The following is a 17,918-nucleotide window of genomic DNA, read 5'->3' on the forward strand; positions in this document are numbered from 1 at the left end:
CCATCAGACCAGAGGGGATATTTTCATTATCCACTGCTTAAACGCGAGGATCTTCGGCCACTGCCGCTCGGAGATGGTCGAGGTAAAATAGCAGTGTTCGCAGGGCACGGTCATATCGGCGAACGGAATGATCAGCTCGCCGCTTTTGATCCAGTCCTGCACCAGATTAAGCCGCCCCATGGCGACGCCAAGGTGCCGCGTAGCGGCCAGCACCGCGAGATCGGAACGGTCGAACTCCATACTTTTACTGTCGGTATCCAGCCCCAGCGCAAAGTGTTGTGACCAGGTTTGCCACTCATCTTCGCCGGAGTTGTAGCGATCGTGCAGCAGCGTACAGCGAGCCAGGTTTTCCGGCGCATCATACAGATTGTGTGCGGCGGCGTACTGCGGCGTGCAGATCGGCACCATCGATTCCTGCATAAAGGCTTCTTCCAGATGCCGCCCCGAGCGCAGTTTGCCGAAGTACATCGCCAGATCCACGCCGCGGTTGGCCAGGTTGATGATTTCCTGCCCGGTCAGAATGTTGAGGTGAATGGTGGGGTGCTGGGCGATAAAGTCGCCGATGCGCGGCAGCAGCAGACATTGCACCAGGGACGGGTGCGAGTAGAGGGTCAAGGTCCCCGTCAACTCGCGATTTTTGATGTCCAGGATTTCCTGATTCAAGGTGTTGAAGGAGCTGTCCAGCGCCCATTGCATGCGTTCGCCCTCCGGCGTCAGCGTAATTCTGCGATGAAAGCGTTGGAATAGCAGAAACCCCAATTCCTTTTCGAGCAAATTAATGCGGTGGCTCACGGCGCTGGGGGTGATCGACAATTCTTGTGCCGCCAGCGCAAAAGATAAATGACGGGCGACGCATTCGAAAGTATGCAGCCTGGAAAATTGATAGCTGGTCAGCGGGGTCGCCCGCTGCGAATGTTTTTTACTGGGGAACATGCTATTTCTCCGTGCGCATAATCCGGTAATATTAACATTTAATGGCGCGGAGGATAACCCCAGCCTGATTGATATATTCGGTTTTTATGCCGAGGAATTTCGTTATCTTGAGGGAAAATTAACTGACTGGCATAACAAGCGGAAATAACAGGCGCTGGGGACGTTGATTGAGAGAGCGATGATAATCAGCAATAGGACGAATATAATAAAAGAGGTGCCGTTAAGCCGCGAGTGAAGGCGGCGTGCGACAGCCTGAACGATAAAGGCTCATGTTCCATGCGGGATATAACGGTTTCGCCATAATAATCCGCCGCATGGCGACGCAGAGCACGCGTTAAGCCCGGATGCCAACGAGAGGGAGGCAGCAATCCCCCGCCTGGCCAGAGAACCGTGCCCGGTGGCTGCCCACCGGACACGGCATTCAGGGAAAAGCGGTTTGCTCGTCGGCGCCCATCAACGGCGACGCAGCAGCAGGCCGGCCAACAGACCTGCGCCGGCAACGAGTGCCAACGCGGCGAGGGGATTTTTCTTCATCATGCTGCCGGCGCAGCTCAGGGCGTCGCCGTATTTTTCTTGCAGCGCGCCCACTGCCTGGCGCGTGACGCCTTCGGCCTGCCAACGTTCGTTGCCGCTGACGTCGCCCGCGATTTCCTGCGCTTTGCCCGCCACTTTTTCCATCATGCCATTGGCTTTTTCGCTGTTCATTATGATGCGCTCCTTAGGTTCGATCCGTTTGGCGTTCGCACAGGGCGAAAGCCTGCATTTGCACCGCCATGTTATGCACTTCACTCGGTGCTCATAAGGGGCGTTTGCATCGGTATGGCTAGTGCATTTGCAGGCTACTTGCCATTCATCGAGGCCGGTCCGCCGGTAAACAGCCCGCGTTCTCTGGCCCATACGATGGCTTCGCTGCGGCTGTGCACGCCGAGTTTGGAATAGACCGTCGCGACATGATTGCGAATGGTGTTGAGCGCCAGATTGAGGCGCGCCGCGATTTTCTTGTCCGGCAGTCCCTCGCAGATCAAACCCAGCACATCGCGCTCGCGCGGGGTGAGATCGCTGGCGGCAAACCCGGCCTGGTTGGACCGATTGATGCTTTTCACATTAGCCAGTTTTTCGATCAGGGTTTGGCTAAACCACGAGGCGTCCTGCATCACTTCCTCGATGGCGTTCACCAGCTCCAGCTCCGAGCGCTTGCGTTCGGTAATGTCCATGAGCACCAACAGATAGCAGGGCGCATTATGGATGCTGACGGCATCCGCTGAGGCCACGCAGTCGATTAACTCGCTCCCTTTCTTGCGCACCCGGATGTCCATCCCTTCGACATTGCCGGTTTTTTCCAGGGCGGCAAACAAACGGCTGCCCGCCTCGGGATCGTCAAAAACCGGGATCTCGTCGACCGATTTGCCGACTAAGGCTTCGGCGTCGTATTCGATGGCGCGGGTGAAGGCTTCGTTAACATCCAGCACGCGCCGCCCGTCTGCGGTGCACACCAGCGTTGGCACCGGGCTCAGGCGGAAAGATTTGGCGAACCGCTCTTCACTTTCTCGCAGCGCCGATTCAGCCTGGCGCCGGGGTTCGAGATCGGTAAATGTGAACAGCATGCAGTCGTCTTCATTGATGTCCAACAGCTGACCGGCAACCACCACCAGCTTGCTGCCTCCGTCGGGCAGTTTCAGCTCGGCCTCCATCTGCGGAATGGTGGCGCCTTCCCCCAGGCGCTGCACGGCCAGCTCTTTATGCTCGGCCTGTTGCAGGACGTCCAGTTCATAAACCGAACGCCCCAAGACCTGTTCACGTTGGTAACCGGTCATATCAAGGAACCCTTGATTGACCTTGACGTAGCGCAGATCGCTGAGCCGACAGATGACCGCCGGCGCCGGATTGGCGTTAAAGGTTTTTTCAAAGCGCTGTTCGGCGCTGGCCCACTCCGTCGCGTCGCTCATGATCAGCGCCAGCAGCTCCGGCTGCCCCTGCGGATCGGTGACGATCAGGCTCCGCAGGCGGTGCACCCAAAAATTGTCCGGATCGTCGACCTGGCGAACTTCCACCACCACATCGGTGAAGGTCTCGCCATCGGCAACCCGGTTCAAAGGGTACTGCTCCAAAGCCAGCGGATGGTTGTTGCGATAGCGCAGGGCAAAACGCGTCGCGTACTCGCCGGCATTGGCCCCCAGGGCTTGCTGGTGGCTCACGCCATGCATGGCTAACGCGGCCTCGTTGGCCCATAGCAGGGTTTGATCGGTATCCGTCAGGATCACGCCGTCGGACAAGCCGGAGATGATTTGCTGCAGGTGGCCGCGGTTGGTTTCGCTGGCCAAGACGGATTGGCTCATGTGTTCTCCGCTAGACAGAAGGGGAGCGGCCGCTTTAGGGGCCGCGGGTTACGCTACTCGCTGAGCAGCTTAGTGCATAACGTGCGTATTCGCAGGGTGTGAATGCACCAGGCGTTCTGGTGCAAATGAACCGGGACGGCCGATGATGCCGCGCGGCAGACTGAATTTGTCTGCGCGGTTTTCTGCCGTGCGTGCAATCACTTGTCCAGAAAATATAAGGAACAACGATGACCACTGTCTATGAATCAAATCGCTTTGCGTTTCAGGTGTCATGGGGCTCGATATTGGCCGGGAGTGCCGTGGCGCTGGTGACTTATCTGATATTCAGCGTGCTGGGGACGGCGATCGGCGCCCAGGCCGTGGATATGATGCAAAAGGGCAACCCGCTGAGCGGTTTTGGCACCGGCACCGGGATCTGGCTGCTGGTTTCAACGCTGGCGTCGTTGGCCGCAGGCGCGTTCGTCGCCGGCCGCACCGCGCCGAATCGCGGCGGCTTGCATGGCCTGCTGAGCTGGGCGATCACCACCTTGCTGACCACCTGGTTGATGGTGTCACTGGCGAGCGGCGTGGTGGGGCTGGCTGGCAACGCGGTTGGCAAAGGGCTCTCGCTGGCGGGCAGCGGCCTGGCGGCGGCGGCGCCAAGCGTGGGCGACAGCCTGAAGCAACAGTTGGATAAAAAGGGCATCAGCCTGGACTGGGGAAACCTGGAAAGCCAGTTGAACGCAACGCTTAAGCAGAGCGGTAAGCCGGAGCTGGATCCGGCTCGGTTGGAGCAGAAAGCCAATCGGGCGGCCGCCGACGGCAAACAGTCGGCCGTGGATGCCGCGGCCGATCCGGCGCAGGCCGCCACCGAGCTTAAGCAGTGGTTCGAGCGCGTTAAGCAGTCCGGTGAGCCGACGTTGAGCGCCGCCGATAAGGACGCGCTGGTGAATATTGTTGCGGCGCGTACCGGCAAGAGCCGTGATGAAGCGAGCCAAATCGTCGATAACTACGCCCAGGCTTATCAGCAGGCGGTGCAGAAGGTGGAAAAACTCAAGGCCGAGGCCGAGCAGAAAGCGCGTGAAGCGGCTGATGAAGCGGCCAAGCAACTCTCTCGCGCCGCGTGGGGCTCACTGCTGATACTGCTGCTCGGCGCTGCGTTGAGCGCCGGCGTGGGGCGAATTGCCGAGTCAACCCGCCGTACCGTCGCGGTGAGTTGAGATGGGCAAAAACCTGTCGTGCATCTCGCTGAATTATCGAAAAGTGGCGGGAGCGTCCGCGCCCGTACTGGTCATCGATTTTTGCAACGAGAACAACGAGCGTTACACCTTGCGCTATAACTTGCCGCCGGATACCCCGGAACGGACCGAGCGACGGGTGTCCTTGCTGCTGTATCTGTTGCGTAAGCACAGAGCGGCAGAAATCGACAACCTGACGGACTAATCCGCTCATTGGATGAAAAGCCCAGCTTTGCGTGCTGGGCTTTTTTTGAGGAGCGGGCGGTTACGGTAACAAACTATGGCGCGTATCGGCTTGGCGCTTGACGGCGGAGAGGCTGGCGCGGTGCGGGAGCATCAATGCCCCCGGGACGGGAAGGCAATATATGACCTCTAACATGATTTGTTGATGCATCCGCTTTTTCTGTGCAGGGAAAGATAAAAAAGAAACTCACTGTTGCGACATGTGATTATTAAGCCTGATGTTCAGGCTTTGCGTTTATTCCTCTCAGCTTCCTTAGCCACGGCTCAGGCTTTACCCATTAGCTGCAATAAGTGTTATCAACAATCAAGGCTATAAAATGCGATTTCATTTCTGATGATGAAATTCCTATTCGGCCATGCAATTGATGCGATAAAAAACACTTTAAGATAAAAAATTTAACAGAAAGTGTGATTCTCACTGGCGGCGCAAGTGCTCCTTCAATAGATGCACTTTGTGTCGTTAAATTTTGTTTTTTCGATTTTCTTGTGGGTGGATTTATATAACATGATCATTTTCAGTTATTTATATAATGACCTCTTGGAGGGTGTGAGAATAAAAAGAAGAGGGCGTGATTTTTTAGGATTAATCTTAATGACTTAATTTCTTCGCTTAACGATTTTAATGAAAAGGATACGGCTTTTATAAATGCAAGGAGCGCACATGGATTACAGAAGAGATATTCTTTTACAAGTATTGGAGTATATGGAAAAGAATATTGTGGAAGGGCTTTCGGTTGAGAAGGTTTCAATTATCTCGGGTTACTCTAAATGGCATTTACAGCGGTTGTTTAAGCATTATTTTGGCATTACGCTCGGGACGTATATCAGGAATAGAAAGCTGAGCCGATCGGCTGTCTTGCTCAAACAGCATCAAGGGAACATATTGGATGTCGCCTTGGCATCGGGGTTTGCCTCTCAGCAATGCTACACCCGGGCATTCAAACGTTTCTTTGGCGAAACGCCCAACAGCTTTAGAAACAGCCGGGGATGGGATTTTTCCACGCAGATCCCCCCGTACGGCAACGATAATAAACCCTATTTCTATCATACGGTCATGCCGGATGACATCGAGATGCTGAAGCATTACAAAACATTAATTTTCCATTCTATAAGGAAATACAGAGATGCCAATGATATTGCGCAGACTAATGAGAAACGGCTAAGCAAAAATTGGGGGGCATATAATGTAGAGAAAAGCAGGGGGAATAAATGCCATGCCAACGGCAAGGAGCAGGCGGTTTTTCACTCCATCTTCAACTTCTATATCCCAATGGGCAAATATATTGTTATTCCCTTTATGGGCGAGTTGCCTGAGTACGTTAATTTTTTTGAGGGGATATATGACGCTTACTTGCCGGCTATCAACGCCAAAATGAGGGAAAGCTTCTTTATCGAGCTATATAGAGATGAAAATTCAAACAGTAAAGTTATCAATGTCGATATACTTATTCCTGTGACGTAGTGATGGAAAAGGAGACGTCATGGATAGAGAAAATCGCCCCGATTCGATGAATAAACGGCACCGCGCACTCCTGCTACTGTATTTAAGGCTGTCTGCCTTTGGCCGAATCATCGTCGCCGGTTTAGGGAAACGGGCCATTCAATTCACGCTGGCATTCATTCTGTTCATGTTTTCAGGAAATGCGATGGCCAATAATTGGGAACATCAGCCAATCGCGTTGGCAGGAATGACCTGGATGGCGTGCCTGCACCCGCAGGGATGAAATTAGGGCTGAACAAGGGATTGAAGCAGGGGCCGCGGGCGGTCGATGCGCATTGGCTCGATAAGGAAAAATGGCGTCCCCGACTGGAATCGAACCAGTAACTAGCCCTTAGGAGGGGCTTGTTATATCCGTTTAACTACGGGGACGCTGCGGACCGGCAACCGAAGCTGCCGGGGCATTATACCTTTTTTTACCCGCAGAATAAGCGCTTAGCGGCGCGTTTGCTCAATACCTCGCCAGTTCGCGCCGAAATTTCCTCGGCTAACCGACGGCGATCACGGTTTTTCCCCGCCGTGGCGCCGTTTTTCCTCTTGCAGGCGCGCCGCCTTATTTTTGGCGCTCAAATCGTTGCGGATTTGCGCGTGGCTTATCAGCGCAAAGATAAAGGTGCCGCCGATGATGTTGCCCGCCAGCGTCGGCAGGGCGAACGGATAAACGAATGCTTGCCATCCCATCGCGCCGTTGAACACCAGATACAGGATCTCCACCGAGCCGACCACGATATGCGTCAAATCGCAAATCGCCACCAGGTAGGTCATCAACACGATCACCCAGATTTTCGCCGCGCTGGCGGCCGGGAACATCCATACCATGGTGGCGATGATCCAGCCGGCCAGGATGCCGTTGGCGAACATTTCTCCCGGCGTATGGCGCATCACCTCTTCGCCCAGACTGATGAAGGCGCGGCGCGTTTCGGCGTCGAACAGCGGCATATGGGTAAACGCCAGCGCCGCCAGCGCGGTGCCGATCAGATTGCCGAGCAGCACCACGCCCCACAGGCGCAGCAGGATAAGCAGGTTGCGCGGCGTGGGCTTATGCATGATCGGCAACACCGCCGTGACGGTGTTTTCGGTAAACAGCTGCTGGCGCGCCATAATGACAATGATAAAACCGAAGGTGTAGCCGAGGTTCTCAATGAAAAAGCGGCTGGGATCGTCCGGCAAGCGGGCGTGGAAAATGCCTTTCGCCGCCAGCGAGGCGCCCATCGACAGCCCGGCGGCGATCGCCGACCACAGCAGCGCCAGCCCGTCGCGCTCCAGCTCTTTTTCGCCTTCCATCCGGATCTGCTCATGCACCGCCGCCGCGCGCGAAGGCAAATTTTCTTCCCTGACTTCGATTTCGCGTTTGCCCTGTTCCTGCTCTTCGCTCTCTACCTGCATTGTCTCATCCGGCTCGTGCTCCTGGCGTGGCTGTTCGTTCATGCTGTCGCTCCTGCTCAATAAGGGTGAGTTCACGTCATTAAGCGTAGTTGCCCGGCCTAAATGCGGCGAAATACAGAAAAAGGTAACAAGAGTTAAAATCCGCCGATTTTTTCCACGCATTCTTGATCCTGCTCGCCATATTGGCCCCTCGGCGCGCCCGCCGCAGGCTGCGTGTGGGGAAAGGCTTATGCTATGATTCGCTATCCCAAAGAAAAATATGAGTTCCCTGATGCTGGAAGCCAAAAGTCTGAGTTGCGTGCGCGATGAGCGCATCCTGTTTAGCGAGCTAAGCTTTTCAGTTCAGCCGGGCGATATCATTCAGGTAGAAGGGCCGAACGGCGCGGGCAAGACCAGTTTGCTGCGCATCCTCGCCGGTCTGGCGCGGCCGGACGGCGGTGAGGTGTGCTGGCGCGGGCGCAACACGCTGCGCGATCGCGCGGCGTATCAGCAAGATTTGCTGTTTATCGGCCATCAACCGGGCATCAAAGCCGTATTGACACCCTTTGAAAATCTGCAGTTTTATCAGGCGGTGCGCGGCGCGGCCGAGCATCAGGCCATCTGGCGCGCGCTGGAGCAGGTGGGGTTGGTGGGGTACGAAGATCTGCCGGTGGCGCAGCTTTCCGCCGGGCAACAGCGGCGGGTGGCGCTGGCGCGATTGTGGCTCAGCGCGGCGCCGCTGTGGATCCTCGATGAACCGTTGACGGCAATCGATAAACAGGGCGTGGCCGAGTTGATTAGCCTTTTTGAACAACATGCGCAGCGGGGCGGCATGGTATTGTTGACCACGCATCAGGATTTGGCCGGCGTCAGCCAAACGGTGGGCAAAATTCGTTTGGCGGAACACGACGCGGGGAGTTTGTGATGTTTTTGACTCTGGTGCGTCGCGAATTGAAGATCGCCTGCCGTAAAGGGGCGGAGATCGTCAACCCACTGTGGTTTTTCCTGATTGTGATCACGCTGTTCCCGCTGGGGATTGGCCCTGAACCGCAGCTGCTGGCGCGCATTGCGCCGGGCATCGTGTGGGTGGCGGCGCTGCTGGCTTCGCTGCTGTCGCTGGAGCGGCTGTTTCGCGACGACTTTCTCGACGGTTCGCTGGAGCAGCTGTTGCTGCTGCCGACGCCGCTGCCGATGACGGTGCTGGGCAAAGTGTGTGCTCACTGGGTTGTGACGGGATTGCCGCTGCTGATCCTGTCGCCGCTGGTGGCGCTGCTGCTGTCGCTTGATATGCAAACCTGGCTGGCGGTGGCGGGTACGCTGCTGCTCGGCACGCCGACGCTGAGTCTGATCGGCGCTATCGGCGTGGGGCTGACCGTCGGCCTGCGCAAAGGGGGCGTGCTGCTCAGCCTGCTGGTGCTGCCGCTGTATATCCCGGTGCTGATCTTCGCCACCGGCGCGATCGACGCCGCCTCGATGGGCATGCCGATCGACGGTTATCTGGCGATACTCGGCGCGATGCTGGCGGGCAGCGTGACATTGGCGCCGTTTGCCACCGCGGCGGCGCTGCGAGTGAGCGTGCACTAGCTAACGTATTGAATGAACAGACGGGGCAAGGCCGACAAGAGCGTACCCCGCAGAAGATTTTCGCCGTTTCGAACGCTCGGAGCGGCCGACGCATAAAAATTACCGTGAGCACTGACGACAATGTGGAAATGGTTACATCAACTGGCGCGGCCCGAACGGCTGTATCACGTCTGCGGCCGCTTTATCCCCTGGCTGGGGCTGGCGGCGGCGGCCTGCCTGCTGCTCGGCTGGGCATGGGGCTTTGGCTTCGCGCCGAAGGATTATCAGCAGGGCGACAGCTTCCGCATCATTTATATTCATGTGCCGGCGGCCATGTGGTCGATGGGCATCTACGCCTCGATGGCGGTGGCGGCGTTTATCGGCCTGGTGTGGCAGATGAAAATGTCCGATACCGTGGTGGCGGCGATGGCGCCGATCGGCGCGGTGTTCACCTTTATCGCGCTGGTGACCGGTTCCGCCTGGGGTAAGCCGATGTGGGGCACCTGGTGGGTATGGGACGCGCGGCTGACCTCCGAGCTGGTGCTGCTGTTCCTCTATATGGGTGTCATCGCGCTGTATAACGCTTTTGAAGACCGTCGCCTGGCGGGCCGGGCCGCCGGCATTCTGGTGCTGGTGGGCGTGGTGAACATTCCGATCATCCATTTCTCCGTCGAATGGTGGAATACGCTGCATCAGGGCTCGACCAACATGCAGCAATCCATCGCGCCAAGCATGCGCACCCCGCTGCGCTGGGCGATCCTCGGCTATCTGCTGTTGTTCATCACGCTGACGCTGATGCGCCTGCGCAATCTGATCCTGTTCCAGGAGCGCCAGCGCCCGTGGGTTGCCGGGCTGGTGAATAAGGAGCGTCAGTCATGAATGCCGCGTTCGATTCCTGGCCGGCGTTTTTCGCCATGGGCGGTTATGCCTTCTATGTCTGGCTGGCGGCTGCCGTCACGCTGATTTCGCTGTTGGGGCTGGTGGCGCACACCGTCTGGCAGCGGCGGCTATTGCTCGCTGAGATCGGCCGCCGTCAGGCGCGCGAGCGGCGCATTCGCCATGCGCAACAATCAAAACAAAAATCCGCCGCACCGCGGGAGAAATCATTGTGAATCCACGTCGTAAAAGCCGCCTTTATCTGGCGATCGTTGTGCTGATCGGCATCGCGCTGACCGCAACCCTGATGCTGTACGCGCTGCGCTCCAACATCGATCTGTTCTACACCCCGGGTGAAATCCTGCAGGGTAAGGGCGAAAACCATGAGAAGCCCGAGGTCGGCCAGCGGCTGCGCATCGGCGGCATGGTGATGCCCGGCTCGGTGAAACGCGATCCCAATACGCTGCAGGTCAGCTTCAAGATTTACGATGCGCGCGGCGCGATCGGCGTGACCTACACCGGCATTCTGCCGGACCTGTTCCGCGAAGGGCAGGGCGTGGTGGCGCAGGGCGTGCTGGGCGAGGGCAACGTGGTCAACGCGCGCGAAGTGCTGGCCAAGCACGACGAGAAATACACCCCGCCGGAAGTGGCCGACGCGATGAAAGAGAATCACAAAGGGCCGGCGGAAGCGTATAACGCGCCGCAGGCGGAGGGCGCCAAGTCATGATGCCGGAACTGGGCAGTTTTCTGCTGTGCCTGGCGCTGGCGATCGCGCTGCTGCTGAGCATTTACCCGCAGTGGGGCGCGGCGCGGCAGGACAGCCGCATGATGGCGGTGGCCCGCCCGCTGACCTACGGCATGTTCGCCGCGATTGCGCTGGCGTTCCTGTGCCTGGTGCATGCCTTCGTGGTCAATGACTTTACCGTCGCCTACGTGGCCACCAACTCCAATACCCAACTGCCGGTGTATTACCGCATCGCCGCCACCTGGGGGGCGCACGAAGGTTCGTTGCTGCTGTGGGTGCTGCTGCTGAGCTGCTGGTCGCTGGCGGTGGCGTTGTGCAGCCGGGCGATGCCACAGGACGCGGTGGCGCGGGTGTTGTCGGTGATGGGCATGATCACCGCCGGCTTCCTGCTGTTCATCATCATGACCTCCAACCCGTTCACCCGCACGTTGCCTAACTTCCCGATCGACGGCAGCGATCTCAACCCGCTGCTGCAGGATATCGGCCTGATCTTCCACCCGCCGCTGCTGTACATGGGCTATGTCGGCTTCTCGGTCGCCTTCGCGTTCGCCATCGCCTCGCTGATGGCCGGCCGGCTCGACACCGCCTGGGCGCGCTGGTCGCGCCCGTGGACCACCGCCGCCTGGGTGTTCCTCACGCTGGGCATCGTGCTCGGATCGGCCTGGGCCTACTATGAGCTGGGCTGGGGCGGTTGGTGGTTCTGGGATCCGGTGGAGAACGCTTCCTTTATGCCGTGGCTGGCCGGCACCGCGCTGATGCATTCGCTGGCGGTGACCGAGAAACGCGGCACGTTCAAAGCCTGGACGGTGTTGCTGGCGATCACCGCTTTCTCGCTGTGCCTGCTGGGCACCTTCCTGGTGCGCTCCGGCGTGCTGGTCTCGGTGCACTCCTTCGCCTCCGATCCGGCGCGCGGCATGTTTATTCTCGCCTATCTGGTGATCGTCATCGGCGGTTCGCTGCTGCTGTACGCGGTCAAGGGCGGCCAGGTGCGCAGCCGGGTGCAGCACGAGACCTTCTCGCGCGAGACCTTCCTGCTGGGCAACAACGTGCTGCTGATCGCCGCCATGCTGGTGGTGCTGTTGGGCACGCTGCTGCCGTTGGTGCACAAACAGTTGGGGCTGGGCAGCATTTCGATCGGCGAGCCGTTCTTCAACACCATGTTCACCTGGCTGATGGCGCCGCTGGCGCTGCTGTTGGGCATCGGGCCGCTGGTGCGCTGGCGCCGCGATGAGCCGGGCAAGCTGTGGCGCCGCCTCGGCGTGGCGCTGCTGGTGACGCTGGTGCTGTCGATTCTGCTGCCGTGGCTGTTGCAGGACAGCATCGCCGGCATGACGGTGGTGGGCCTGATTATGGCGCTGTGGGTGATCATCCTGACGCTGATGGAGCTGCATGAGCGCGCCACCCATCGTCACGGTTTCTGGCGCGGCCTGCGGCAGCTGTCCCGCAGCCACTGGGGCATGGTGCTCGGCCACCTCGGCGTGGCGGTGACGGTGATCGGCATCGCCTTCAGCCAGAACTACAGCGTGGAGCGCGACGTACGGATGAAGGCCGGCGACAGCGTGGATATCCACAACTATCACTTCGTGTTCCGCGACGTGCACGACATTCGCGGCCCGAACTACAGCGGCGGCGTCGGCATCATCGACGTCACGCGCAACGGCAAGCCGGAGGCGACGCTGCACGCGGAGAAACGCTACTACAGCGTGGCGCGCAGCATGATGACCGAGGCGGCGATCGACGGCGGGTTCAGCCGCGATCTGTACGCAGCGCTGGGCGAGGAGCTGGAAGACGGATCCTGGGCGGTGCGCCTGTATTACAAACCCTTCGTGCGCTGGATCTGGTTCGGCGGCGTCTTTATGGCGCTCGGCGGCCTGCTGTGCATTCTCGATCCGCGTTATCGCATGAGCAAAAAGCTCAAGCGTGAAGGCAAGCTGGAGGCGCAATCATGAAGCGTAAGCTGCTGTTTATCCCGTTGGTGCTCTTCCTGCTGCTGGTGGCGGCCCTGATGGTGCAACTGACGCGCAACGCCGGCGGCGAAGATCCGACCATGCTGGAGTCGGCGCTGATCGGCAAACCGGTGCCGACCTTCAGGCTGGAATCGTTGGATCAGCCGGGCAAAACCTACGATCAGGCGGTGCTGCGCGACGGCAAGCCGATATTGCTCAACGTCTGGGCGACCTGGTGCCCGACCTGCCGCGCGGAACACCAGTATCTCAATACGCTGGCGGCGCGCGGCGTGCGGGTGGTCGGCCTGAACTATAAAGACGATCGCGCCAAGGCGGTGACCTGGCTTAATTCCCTCGGCAATCCCTATGCGCTCAGCCTGTACGACGGCGACGGCATGCTGGGATTGGATCTCGGGGTGTACGGCGCGCCTGAGACCTTCCTTATCGACGGACAGGGGATCATTCGCTATCGCCATGCCGGCGACATGAACGAGCGCGTCTGGCAGCAGGAAGTGCTGCCGCTGTATAGAAAGTACGGGGGTGAGGCATGAGGCTGATTGCCCTGCTGTTCGCCGCATTGCTGAGCTGGAGCGCCGCTGCGGCGATCGATACCTATCGCTTCAACTCCGTTGAGCAGGAGCAACAGTATCGCGAGTTGACCGAACAGCTGCGCTGCCCGAAATGCCAGAACAACAGCATTGCCGATTCCAACGCCATTATCGCCGCAGACATGCGCACCAAGGTGTACGAGCTGATGATGCAGGGGCAAAGCAAGCAGCAGATCATCGATTACATGGTGGCGCGTTATGGCAATTTCGTCACCTACGAACCGCCGGTAACGCCGGCGACGCTGATCTTGTGGATCGGCCCGCTGCTGTTCGTGCTGATAGGCGGGGCGGTGGTGATCCTGCGCACCCGTCGCCGGCCCGACGCGGCGGTGGACGATGAATTCTCCGAACGGGAACGGCAGCGCCTGGCGGCGTTGTTGCAAGAGACTGACAGGAAGAAACCCTAATGGCTTTTTGGCTGATTATTTGCGTGTTGCTGGCCGGCGCCGCCGCGTTGCTGGTGGTGCCGGCGATGCGCCACGGCAAGCAGAGCGCCGCTACGCGCGATGCGCTGAACAAGGCGTTCTATCAGGATCGCCTCAGCGAACTGGAGCAGGACGAGCAGCAGGGCGTGGTGGCCGAGCGCCCGGAGCTGGTTAAAGAGCTGCAACAGAACCTGTTGAACGACATCCCCGTCGAACAGGCAGAGCAGGTGAAACCGATCAACCGTTGGGCGTTAGTGCCGGGCGTGTTGTTATTGCTGGCGGTGACCGTTGGCTTTTATCTGAAAACCGGCGGGTTGGCGCAGGTGCTGGATTGGCGTTTGGTGCAGGCGCAAATGCCGGAATTGCGTGAGCGCGTCGCCAATGAGCGCGCCAAACCGCTGAGCATGGAAGAGATCGCGCGCCTCGGGCTGGGGCTGCGCACCGAGCTGCAGCAGGACGATCGCAATATCAATGACTGGATGATGCTGGGGCGCGTCGGCATGGCGTTGAACAACGCCACCACCGCCACGCAGGCATTTGCTCATGCCTATCAATTGGATCCGAATAGTCTGGAAGTGCGGCTCGGCTATGCCGAGGTCTTGACGCGATCCAACGATCCGGAGGATAACAAGCAGGCGACGCAGCTGTTGCGGCGCATGATCGCGGAAAATCACAGCGATCCGCGGGTGCTCAGCCTGTTGGCGTTCAACGCTTTCGAACAGGGCGATTTCAAACAGGCGATCGGCGCCTGGCAAGTGATGCTGCAGCTGCTGCCGGCTAACGATCCGCGCGCGGAAGTGATAAAGCGCAGTATTGCACAAGCAAAAGCCCAGGCCGGCGGAGAAACTGTTAAACTGAATGTGACTGTTTCACTGTCACCGCAGGCGGCGAAAGCCATGCCGCCGCAGGGGACGCTGGTTATCTCGGTGACCGACGGCGTCAGCCCGGTGCCGGTCGCGGTAAAACAATTGCCGTTGAGCCGTTTTCCGCTGTCTTTCTCTCTGGACGACAGCAACGCCATGATGCCCGAGCGTCTACTCTCGGCACAGCATCAGGTGCAGGTGCGTGTGCGCCTCTCACAGGACGGATTGGCCACGCCGCAGCCGGGGGACTGGTTCGGCGAAAGCTCGCTGCAGACATTCAGCGGCAAAGAGCAGGTTAGCGTTCAGATAAACAAGCAGGTCCCTGAAAAATAAGACCGAACGTGTTTTTATGGAGAAAAATATGAACTTTCGCCTGACTGGGGTGGCATTCGCAGCGGCATTACTGGTGGGCTGTGCCAGCGCGCCAGACAATGAGCCGCAAGGGCGTTCCGATCCTCTGGAAGGATTTAACCGGACGATGTTCGACTTCAACTACAACGTCCTGGATCCTTATATCCTGCGTCCGGTCGCGGTGGCCTGGCGTGACTACGTGCCGATGCCGGCGCGTAACGGCATCAGCAACTTCACCTCCAACCTGGAAGAGCCGGCCAGCATGGTCAACGCCTTCCTGAAGGGCGATCCTTACCGCGGGATGATCCACTTCAACCGTTTCTTCCTGAACACCCTGCTCGGGATGGGCGGCCTGATCGACGTGGCCGGCATGGCCAACCCGAAACTGGCGCGCGAAGAGCCGAACCGTTTCGGCAGCACGTTGGGGCATTACGATGTGGGCTACGGTCCGTACGTGATGCTGCCGGGCTACGGCAGCTTTACCCTGCGTGAAGACGGCGGCGACTTTGCGGATACGCTGTATCCGATGCTGAGCTACCTGACTTTCTGGATGTCGGCGGGCAAATGGGTGGTCGAGGGTATCGAAACCCGCGCTCAACTGCTGGATTCCGACGGCCTGCTGCGCAACTCCTCCGATCCTTATGTCATGGTGCGCGAAGCTTACTTCCAGCGCCACGACTTCATCGCCAACGGCGGTTCGCTCAAGCCGGAAGAGAACCCGAACGCCAAGGCGATTCAGGGCGATCTGGACGAGATCGACTCGCAGTAACCGCCGGCCTTATGCCCATGAAAACCTGCCGTCTGGCGGGTTTTTTTACGCCCGCGGCGAGCGACAGGCAAAGAAAAAGCGCCCCGCGGGGCGCTTTGGCATCCATCTCAAGCGAGATTAGAAGCGGTAGTTGAAGTTGGCGCCGTACAGCCAGGCCTTGCCTTCGGAGGTGAAGGTGTAAGGACCTTCGTTGATGGTGACTTTCTGGCCGTGCATGTAGGACACGCCGACGTCAACCGAGGCGTCTTTGTTGAATGCATAGGTAGTACCGGCACTCAGCCAGAAACGGTCCTGATCGGGAATGGAGATCGAACGGTTTTGGGCAGGCACCGGGCTGTCATCGAAGGCGATACCGGTACGGAAGGTCCAGTTATCGTCGTAGAAGTAGGTGGTGCCCAGCGCGATGCGGTAAGCGTCTTTGAAGCCTTCATGCTTCTGGAACAGCGTCTGGCCGTTGTTGCCGGTGGCTTTCAGCTCCTGGAACTGGCTCCAGCTGGTGTAGGCCAGGCTGTAGTGAACGGCCCACTGCGGCGCCACTTTGTTGTAACCGGACAGCTCCCACATTTCAGGCAGGTGCAGGCTCAGAGAACCCGGGATAGTGGTGCCGTTGGTGCCCCATGGCAGGCCTTGAGAGGCCAGCAGCGGGTTGAATGCAGAAGGCAGGCTGCTCTTGTAATCGCCGTCGAAGTCGATTTTGACTTCAGAGCGATAGGTGAAGCCGTAACGGTTGTTTTCATCCACTTCGTAGAGAATACCGGCGTTCCAGCCGAAGCCCCATTCGTCGCCTTTCAGGTGAGAAATTTGGGTATCTGCCGGGATCTGCGAAACCGGGCCGGCCAACTGTGGCGGCAATTTGCCTGAACCGGCGATCAATTTTGGCAGATCGCCGGCGTAACGCTCGAGTTTAGCCTTGGCGTAGACGGCGTCAAAACCCAGACCGAAGCTGAAGTTTTTGTTCAGGCGATAAGCGCCGCTCAGGTTCAGGTTCAGGGTTTCCAGATCGGTTTTGCCGCCCATGGAGCCCGCCGCATAACCGTTGTTGTATTCGGTCGCCAAACCGAAGTTGCTGGTGACCGAGCCGCCTACGGCGAATTGATCGTTAATCGGGTGAACATAATGCAGGTTCGGCACCCAGGCGGTCGGCGCGATGTTTTTCGCATCCAGACTGGCGCCGGAAGGGGATTGGCCACTGATATCGACGTCCGGATCGATGAAGACTGCGCCGAAAGAGAGTTCCGGGCGGGTATACATCATCAGCAACGCCGGGTTGCGGCTTGCGGAGGCCGCCGTATCCGCCATGGCGCCTTCGCCAGAATACGAACGTCCTAAACCAGCTGATGAGAACTCATTCAGCTGGAATCCTGCGGCAGACACGTTTGAAGAAATAATTGCCACTGCAGCTGCGAGAGCTGATTTAGTCAATAGGTTTTTCTGGCTCATGACCAAAACCTCATTATGTGTTTATTATTTAAACTATTGTTACACGAAGTAACAAGGAGCGCGGGATTGTAGGGTCCGTTATCGTTCAGACAAATCAGACCAGTGGCTGAAGTATAGGTCTGACCTGTGAAAATGTTGCAAGTTTGTTTTTGAAATATTTCCACTCTGATATCAAAAAAGAGATCTGCTTAACAAAAAGACAGTGGTAAATAACAAAATTCTTACCATTTCTTAGCAGGCGCTCATTTTTATTTGTGATTTCCATCACTTAAAACACCCAGTAAAAGTAAGTGCTAGTGATTGCCGGCTTGGGAGCGTAAAATACCCACAGAATTTTGTGGCTTTGCGCCGGTGAATAAAACGGCAATTTGGGCTGATAACAGAGGCCCTTGAGGAGAACCAACCATGTCAGATGCAATTAATAAATGCAGCGCCCAGGAAACCGCCGCGTGTTGCTGCGTGGATGTCGGCACCGTGATGGATAACACCGATTGCACCGCATCCTACAGCCAGGTGTTCAGCAATCAACAAGATGCGGAGGCGATGCTGGCGGCCCTGAGCGAAAAGGCGCGCGCGGTCGAATCCGATCCCTGTGACATCAGCAGTAGCATTAAACCGGTTGACGGCGGCGTACAATTGGAAGCCGATTTTACCTTCGCCTGCCAGGCGGAAACCCTGATCTTCCAGCTCGGCCTGCGTTAATCCCCGCTTTACCCCCGGCGCCGCCTGCTGCGCGCCGG

At 58.3% G+C, this 17,918-nt stretch carries 20 protein-coding genes and 1 tRNA gene; 15 read left to right on the forward strand and 6 right to left on the reverse strand.

The window, feature by feature from the left end; genetic code table 11:
• Window positions 1-3 precede the first annotated feature (3 nt).
• From dsdC to ITX55_RS15055, 3 genes are all read right to left on the reverse strand, one after another.
• Window positions 4-933, reverse strand: a complete 930-nt coding sequence (gene dsdC / locus ITX55_RS15045; protein WP_033643926.1) for a DNA-binding transcriptional regulator DsdC — start codon at window positions 931-933, stop codon at window positions 4-6.
• A 453-nt stretch (window positions 934-1,386) separates the two neighbouring features.
• Entirely contained in the window at window positions 1,387-1,638 is a 252-nt protein-coding gene (locus tag ITX55_RS15050) for a CsbD family protein (RefSeq protein WP_033643925.1), read from the reverse strand.
• Window positions 1,639-1,772: 134 nt separating this feature from the next.
• Complete coding sequence (locus tag ITX55_RS15055; protein ID WP_223085198.1) at window positions 1,773-3,269, reverse strand: PAS domain S-box protein; 1,497 nt, start codon at window positions 3,267-3,269, stop codon at window positions 1,773-1,775.
• 227 nt (window positions 3,270-3,496) lie between these two features.
• Here ITX55_RS15055 and ITX55_RS15060 point away from each other — a divergent pair, with 227 nt between their 5' ends.
• The 4 genes from ITX55_RS15060 to ITX55_RS15075 all read left to right on the forward strand — a co-directional run bounded on the left by ITX55_RS15060 (window position 3,497) and on the right by ITX55_RS15075 (window position 6,453).
• A complete protein-coding gene (locus ITX55_RS15060) occupies window positions 3,497-4,468 on the forward strand; it encodes a hypothetical protein (RefSeq protein ID WP_042785129.1) in 972 nt (323 codons plus the stop codon).
• A gap of 1 nt (window position 4,469) precedes the next feature.
• Window positions 4,470-4,691 carry a hypothetical protein gene (locus ITX55_RS15065; RefSeq protein ID WP_033643922.1) on the forward strand — a complete coding sequence of 74 codons (222 nt, stop codon included), beginning with the start codon at window positions 4,470-4,472 and terminating at the stop codon, window positions 4,689-4,691.
• Between the two features lie 699 nt (window positions 4,692-5,390).
• Window positions 5,391-6,191 carry a helix-turn-helix domain-containing protein gene (locus ITX55_RS15070; RefSeq protein ID WP_033643921.1) on the forward strand — a complete coding sequence of 267 codons (801 nt, stop codon included), beginning with the start codon at window positions 5,391-5,393 and terminating at the stop codon, window positions 6,189-6,191.
• 19 nt (window positions 6,192-6,210) lie between these two features.
• The gene (locus tag ITX55_RS15075; protein ID WP_033643920.1) at window positions 6,211-6,453 is read left to right on the forward strand and encodes a hypothetical protein; all 243 of its coding nucleotides are present in this window, start codon (window positions 6,211-6,213) and stop codon (window positions 6,451-6,453) included.
• Between the two features lie 71 nt (window positions 6,454-6,524).
• On the opposite strand, the gene ITX55_RS15080 is transcribed toward ITX55_RS15075, so the two are convergent.
• A tRNA-Arg gene (locus ITX55_RS15080) sits at window positions 6,525-6,599 on the reverse strand.
• A 129-nt stretch (window positions 6,600-6,728) separates the two neighbouring features.
• The gene (locus tag ITX55_RS15085) at window positions 6,729-7,655 is read right to left on the reverse strand and encodes a formate/nitrite transporter family protein (RefSeq protein ID WP_033643919.1); all 927 of its coding nucleotides are present in this window, start codon (window positions 7,653-7,655) and stop codon (window positions 6,729-6,731) included.
• Between the two features lie 229 nt (window positions 7,656-7,884).
• On the opposite strand from ITX55_RS15085, the gene ccmA reads away from it, so the two are divergent.
• From ccmA to mlaA, 10 genes are all read left to right on the forward strand, one after another.
• Complete coding sequence (gene ccmA, locus ITX55_RS15090) at window positions 7,885-8,517, forward strand: cytochrome c biogenesis heme-transporting ATPase CcmA (protein ID WP_015378626.1); 633 nt, start codon at window positions 7,885-7,887, stop codon at window positions 8,515-8,517.
• Window positions 8,517-9,176: a heme exporter protein CcmB gene (gene ccmB, locus ITX55_RS15095; RefSeq protein WP_108681653.1), complete on the forward strand. Its 660-nt coding sequence runs from the start codon at window positions 8,517-8,519 to the stop codon at window positions 9,174-9,176. The genes ccmA and ccmB overlap by 1 nt, the downstream gene beginning before the upstream one ends.
• A gap of 120 nt (window positions 9,177-9,296) precedes the next feature.
• Complete coding sequence (locus tag ITX55_RS15100; protein WP_042785127.1) at window positions 9,297-10,034, forward strand: heme ABC transporter permease; 738 nt, start codon at window positions 9,297-9,299, stop codon at window positions 10,032-10,034.
• Window positions 10,031-10,267, forward strand: coding sequence for a heme exporter protein CcmD (gene ccmD / locus ITX55_RS15105; RefSeq protein WP_033643918.1), 237 nt, complete (start codon window positions 10,031-10,033; stop codon window positions 10,265-10,267). The genes ITX55_RS15100 and ccmD overlap by 4 nt, the downstream gene beginning before the upstream one ends.
• Window positions 10,264-10,758 carry a cytochrome c maturation protein CcmE gene (gene ccmE, locus ITX55_RS15110; protein WP_004936264.1) on the forward strand — a complete coding sequence of 165 codons (495 nt, stop codon included), beginning with the start codon at window positions 10,264-10,266 and terminating at the stop codon, window positions 10,756-10,758. The genes ccmD and ccmE overlap by 4 nt, the downstream gene beginning before the upstream one ends.
• Complete coding sequence (locus ITX55_RS15115) at window positions 10,755-12,725, forward strand: heme lyase CcmF/NrfE family subunit (protein ID WP_033643917.1); 1,971 nt, start codon at window positions 10,755-10,757, stop codon at window positions 12,723-12,725. The genes ccmE and ITX55_RS15115 overlap by 4 nt, the downstream gene beginning before the upstream one ends.
• Window positions 12,722-13,273 carry a DsbE family thiol:disulfide interchange protein gene (locus ITX55_RS15120; protein WP_033643916.1) on the forward strand — a complete coding sequence of 184 codons (552 nt, stop codon included), beginning with the start codon at window positions 12,722-12,724 and terminating at the stop codon, window positions 13,271-13,273. The genes ITX55_RS15115 and ITX55_RS15120 overlap by 4 nt, the downstream gene beginning before the upstream one ends.
• The gene (locus ITX55_RS15125) at window positions 13,270-13,737 is read left to right on the forward strand and encodes a cytochrome c-type biogenesis protein (protein WP_033643915.1); all 468 of its coding nucleotides are present in this window, start codon (window positions 13,270-13,272) and stop codon (window positions 13,735-13,737) included. The genes ITX55_RS15120 and ITX55_RS15125 overlap by 4 nt, the downstream gene beginning before the upstream one ends.
• A complete protein-coding gene (gene ccmI / locus ITX55_RS15130) occupies window positions 13,737-14,951 on the forward strand; it encodes a c-type cytochrome biogenesis protein CcmI (protein WP_042785125.1) in 1,215 nt (404 codons plus the stop codon). Before ITX55_RS15125 ends, ccmI begins: the two co-directional genes overlap by 1 nt.
• Window positions 14,952-14,979: 28 nt before the next feature.
• Window positions 14,980-15,738 (forward strand): phospholipid-binding lipoprotein MlaA, encoded by a 759-nt coding sequence (gene mlaA / locus ITX55_RS15135; RefSeq protein ID WP_033643913.1) that lies wholly within the window; start codon window positions 14,980-14,982, stop codon window positions 15,736-15,738.
• Window positions 15,739-15,855: 117 nt separating this feature from the next.
• Here mlaA and fadL read toward each other — a convergent pair whose 3' ends face one another.
• Window positions 15,856-17,178, reverse strand: a complete 1,323-nt coding sequence (gene fadL / locus ITX55_RS15140) for a long-chain fatty acid transporter FadL (RefSeq protein WP_033651974.1) — start codon at window positions 17,176-17,178, stop codon at window positions 15,856-15,858.
• A 405-nt stretch (window positions 17,179-17,583) separates the two neighbouring features.
• On the opposite strand from fadL, the gene ITX55_RS15145 reads away from it, so the two are divergent.
• The gene (locus ITX55_RS15145; RefSeq protein WP_072145088.1) at window positions 17,584-17,880 is read left to right on the forward strand and encodes a YfcZ/YiiS family protein; all 297 of its coding nucleotides are present in this window, start codon (window positions 17,584-17,586) and stop codon (window positions 17,878-17,880) included.
• The last annotated feature ends 38 nt before the right edge of the window (window positions 17,881-17,918 follow it).

The organism is Serratia sp. EWG9, from assembly GCF_019913725.1.
GTDB lineage: Bacteria > Pseudomonadota > Gammaproteobacteria > Enterobacterales > Enterobacteriaceae > Serratia > Serratia ureilytica.

Coding starts and splice junctions, on each gene's coding strand:
- dsdC (WP_033643926.1), bottom strand. CDS start 933: ATGTTCCCCAGTAAAAAACATTCGCAGCGGGCGACCCCGCTGACCAGC.
- ITX55_RS15055 (WP_223085198.1), bottom strand. CDS start 3,269: ATGAGCCAATCCGTCTTGGCCAGCGAAACCAACCGCGGCCACCTGCAG.
- ITX55_RS15115 (WP_033643917.1), top strand. CDS start 10,755: ATGATGCCGGAACTGGGCAGTTTTCTGCTGTGCCTGGCGCTGGCGATC.
- ITX55_RS15070 (WP_033643921.1), top strand. CDS start 5,391: ATGGATTACAGAAGAGATATTCTTTTACAAGTATTGGAGTATATGGAA.
- ccmA (WP_015378626.1), top strand. CDS start 7,885: ATGCTGGAAGCCAAAAGTCTGAGTTGCGTGCGCGATGAGCGCATCCTG.
- ITX55_RS15100 (WP_042785127.1), top strand. CDS start 9,297: ATGTGGAAATGGTTACATCAACTGGCGCGGCCCGAACGGCTGTATCAC.
- ITX55_RS15065 (WP_033643922.1), top strand. CDS start 4,470: ATGGGCAAAAACCTGTCGTGCATCTCGCTGAATTATCGAAAAGTGGCG.
- ITX55_RS15125 (WP_033643915.1), top strand. CDS start 13,270: ATGAGGCTGATTGCCCTGCTGTTCGCCGCATTGCTGAGCTGGAGCGCC.
- fadL (WP_033651974.1), bottom strand. CDS start 17,178: ATGAGCCAGAAAAACCTATTGACTAAATCAGCTCTCGCAGCTGCAGTG.
- ccmD (WP_033643918.1), top strand. CDS start 10,031: ATGAATGCCGCGTTCGATTCCTGGCCGGCGTTTTTCGCCATGGGCGGT.
- ccmI (WP_042785125.1), top strand. CDS start 13,737: ATGGCTTTTTGGCTGATTATTTGCGTGTTGCTGGCCGGCGCCGCCGCG.
- mlaA (WP_033643913.1), top strand. CDS start 14,980: ATGAACTTTCGCCTGACTGGGGTGGCATTCGCAGCGGCATTACTGGTG.
- ITX55_RS15060 (WP_042785129.1), top strand. CDS start 3,497: ATGACCACTGTCTATGAATCAAATCGCTTTGCGTTTCAGGTGTCATGG.
- ITX55_RS15050 (WP_033643925.1), bottom strand. CDS start 1,638: ATGAACAGCGAAAAAGCCAATGGCATGATGGAAAAAGTGGCGGGCAAA.
- ITX55_RS15085 (WP_033643919.1), bottom strand. CDS start 7,655: ATGAACGAACAGCCACGCCAGGAGCACGAGCCGGATGAGACAATGCAG.
- ITX55_RS15075 (WP_033643920.1), top strand. CDS start 6,211: ATGGATAGAGAAAATCGCCCCGATTCGATGAATAAACGGCACCGCGCA.
- ITX55_RS15120 (WP_033643916.1), top strand. CDS start 12,722: ATGAAGCGTAAGCTGCTGTTTATCCCGTTGGTGCTCTTCCTGCTGCTG.
- ITX55_RS15145 (WP_072145088.1), top strand. CDS start 17,584: ATGTCAGATGCAATTAATAAATGCAGCGCCCAGGAAACCGCCGCGTGT.
- ccmB (WP_108681653.1), top strand. CDS start 8,517: ATGTTTTTGACTCTGGTGCGTCGCGAATTGAAGATCGCCTGCCGTAAA.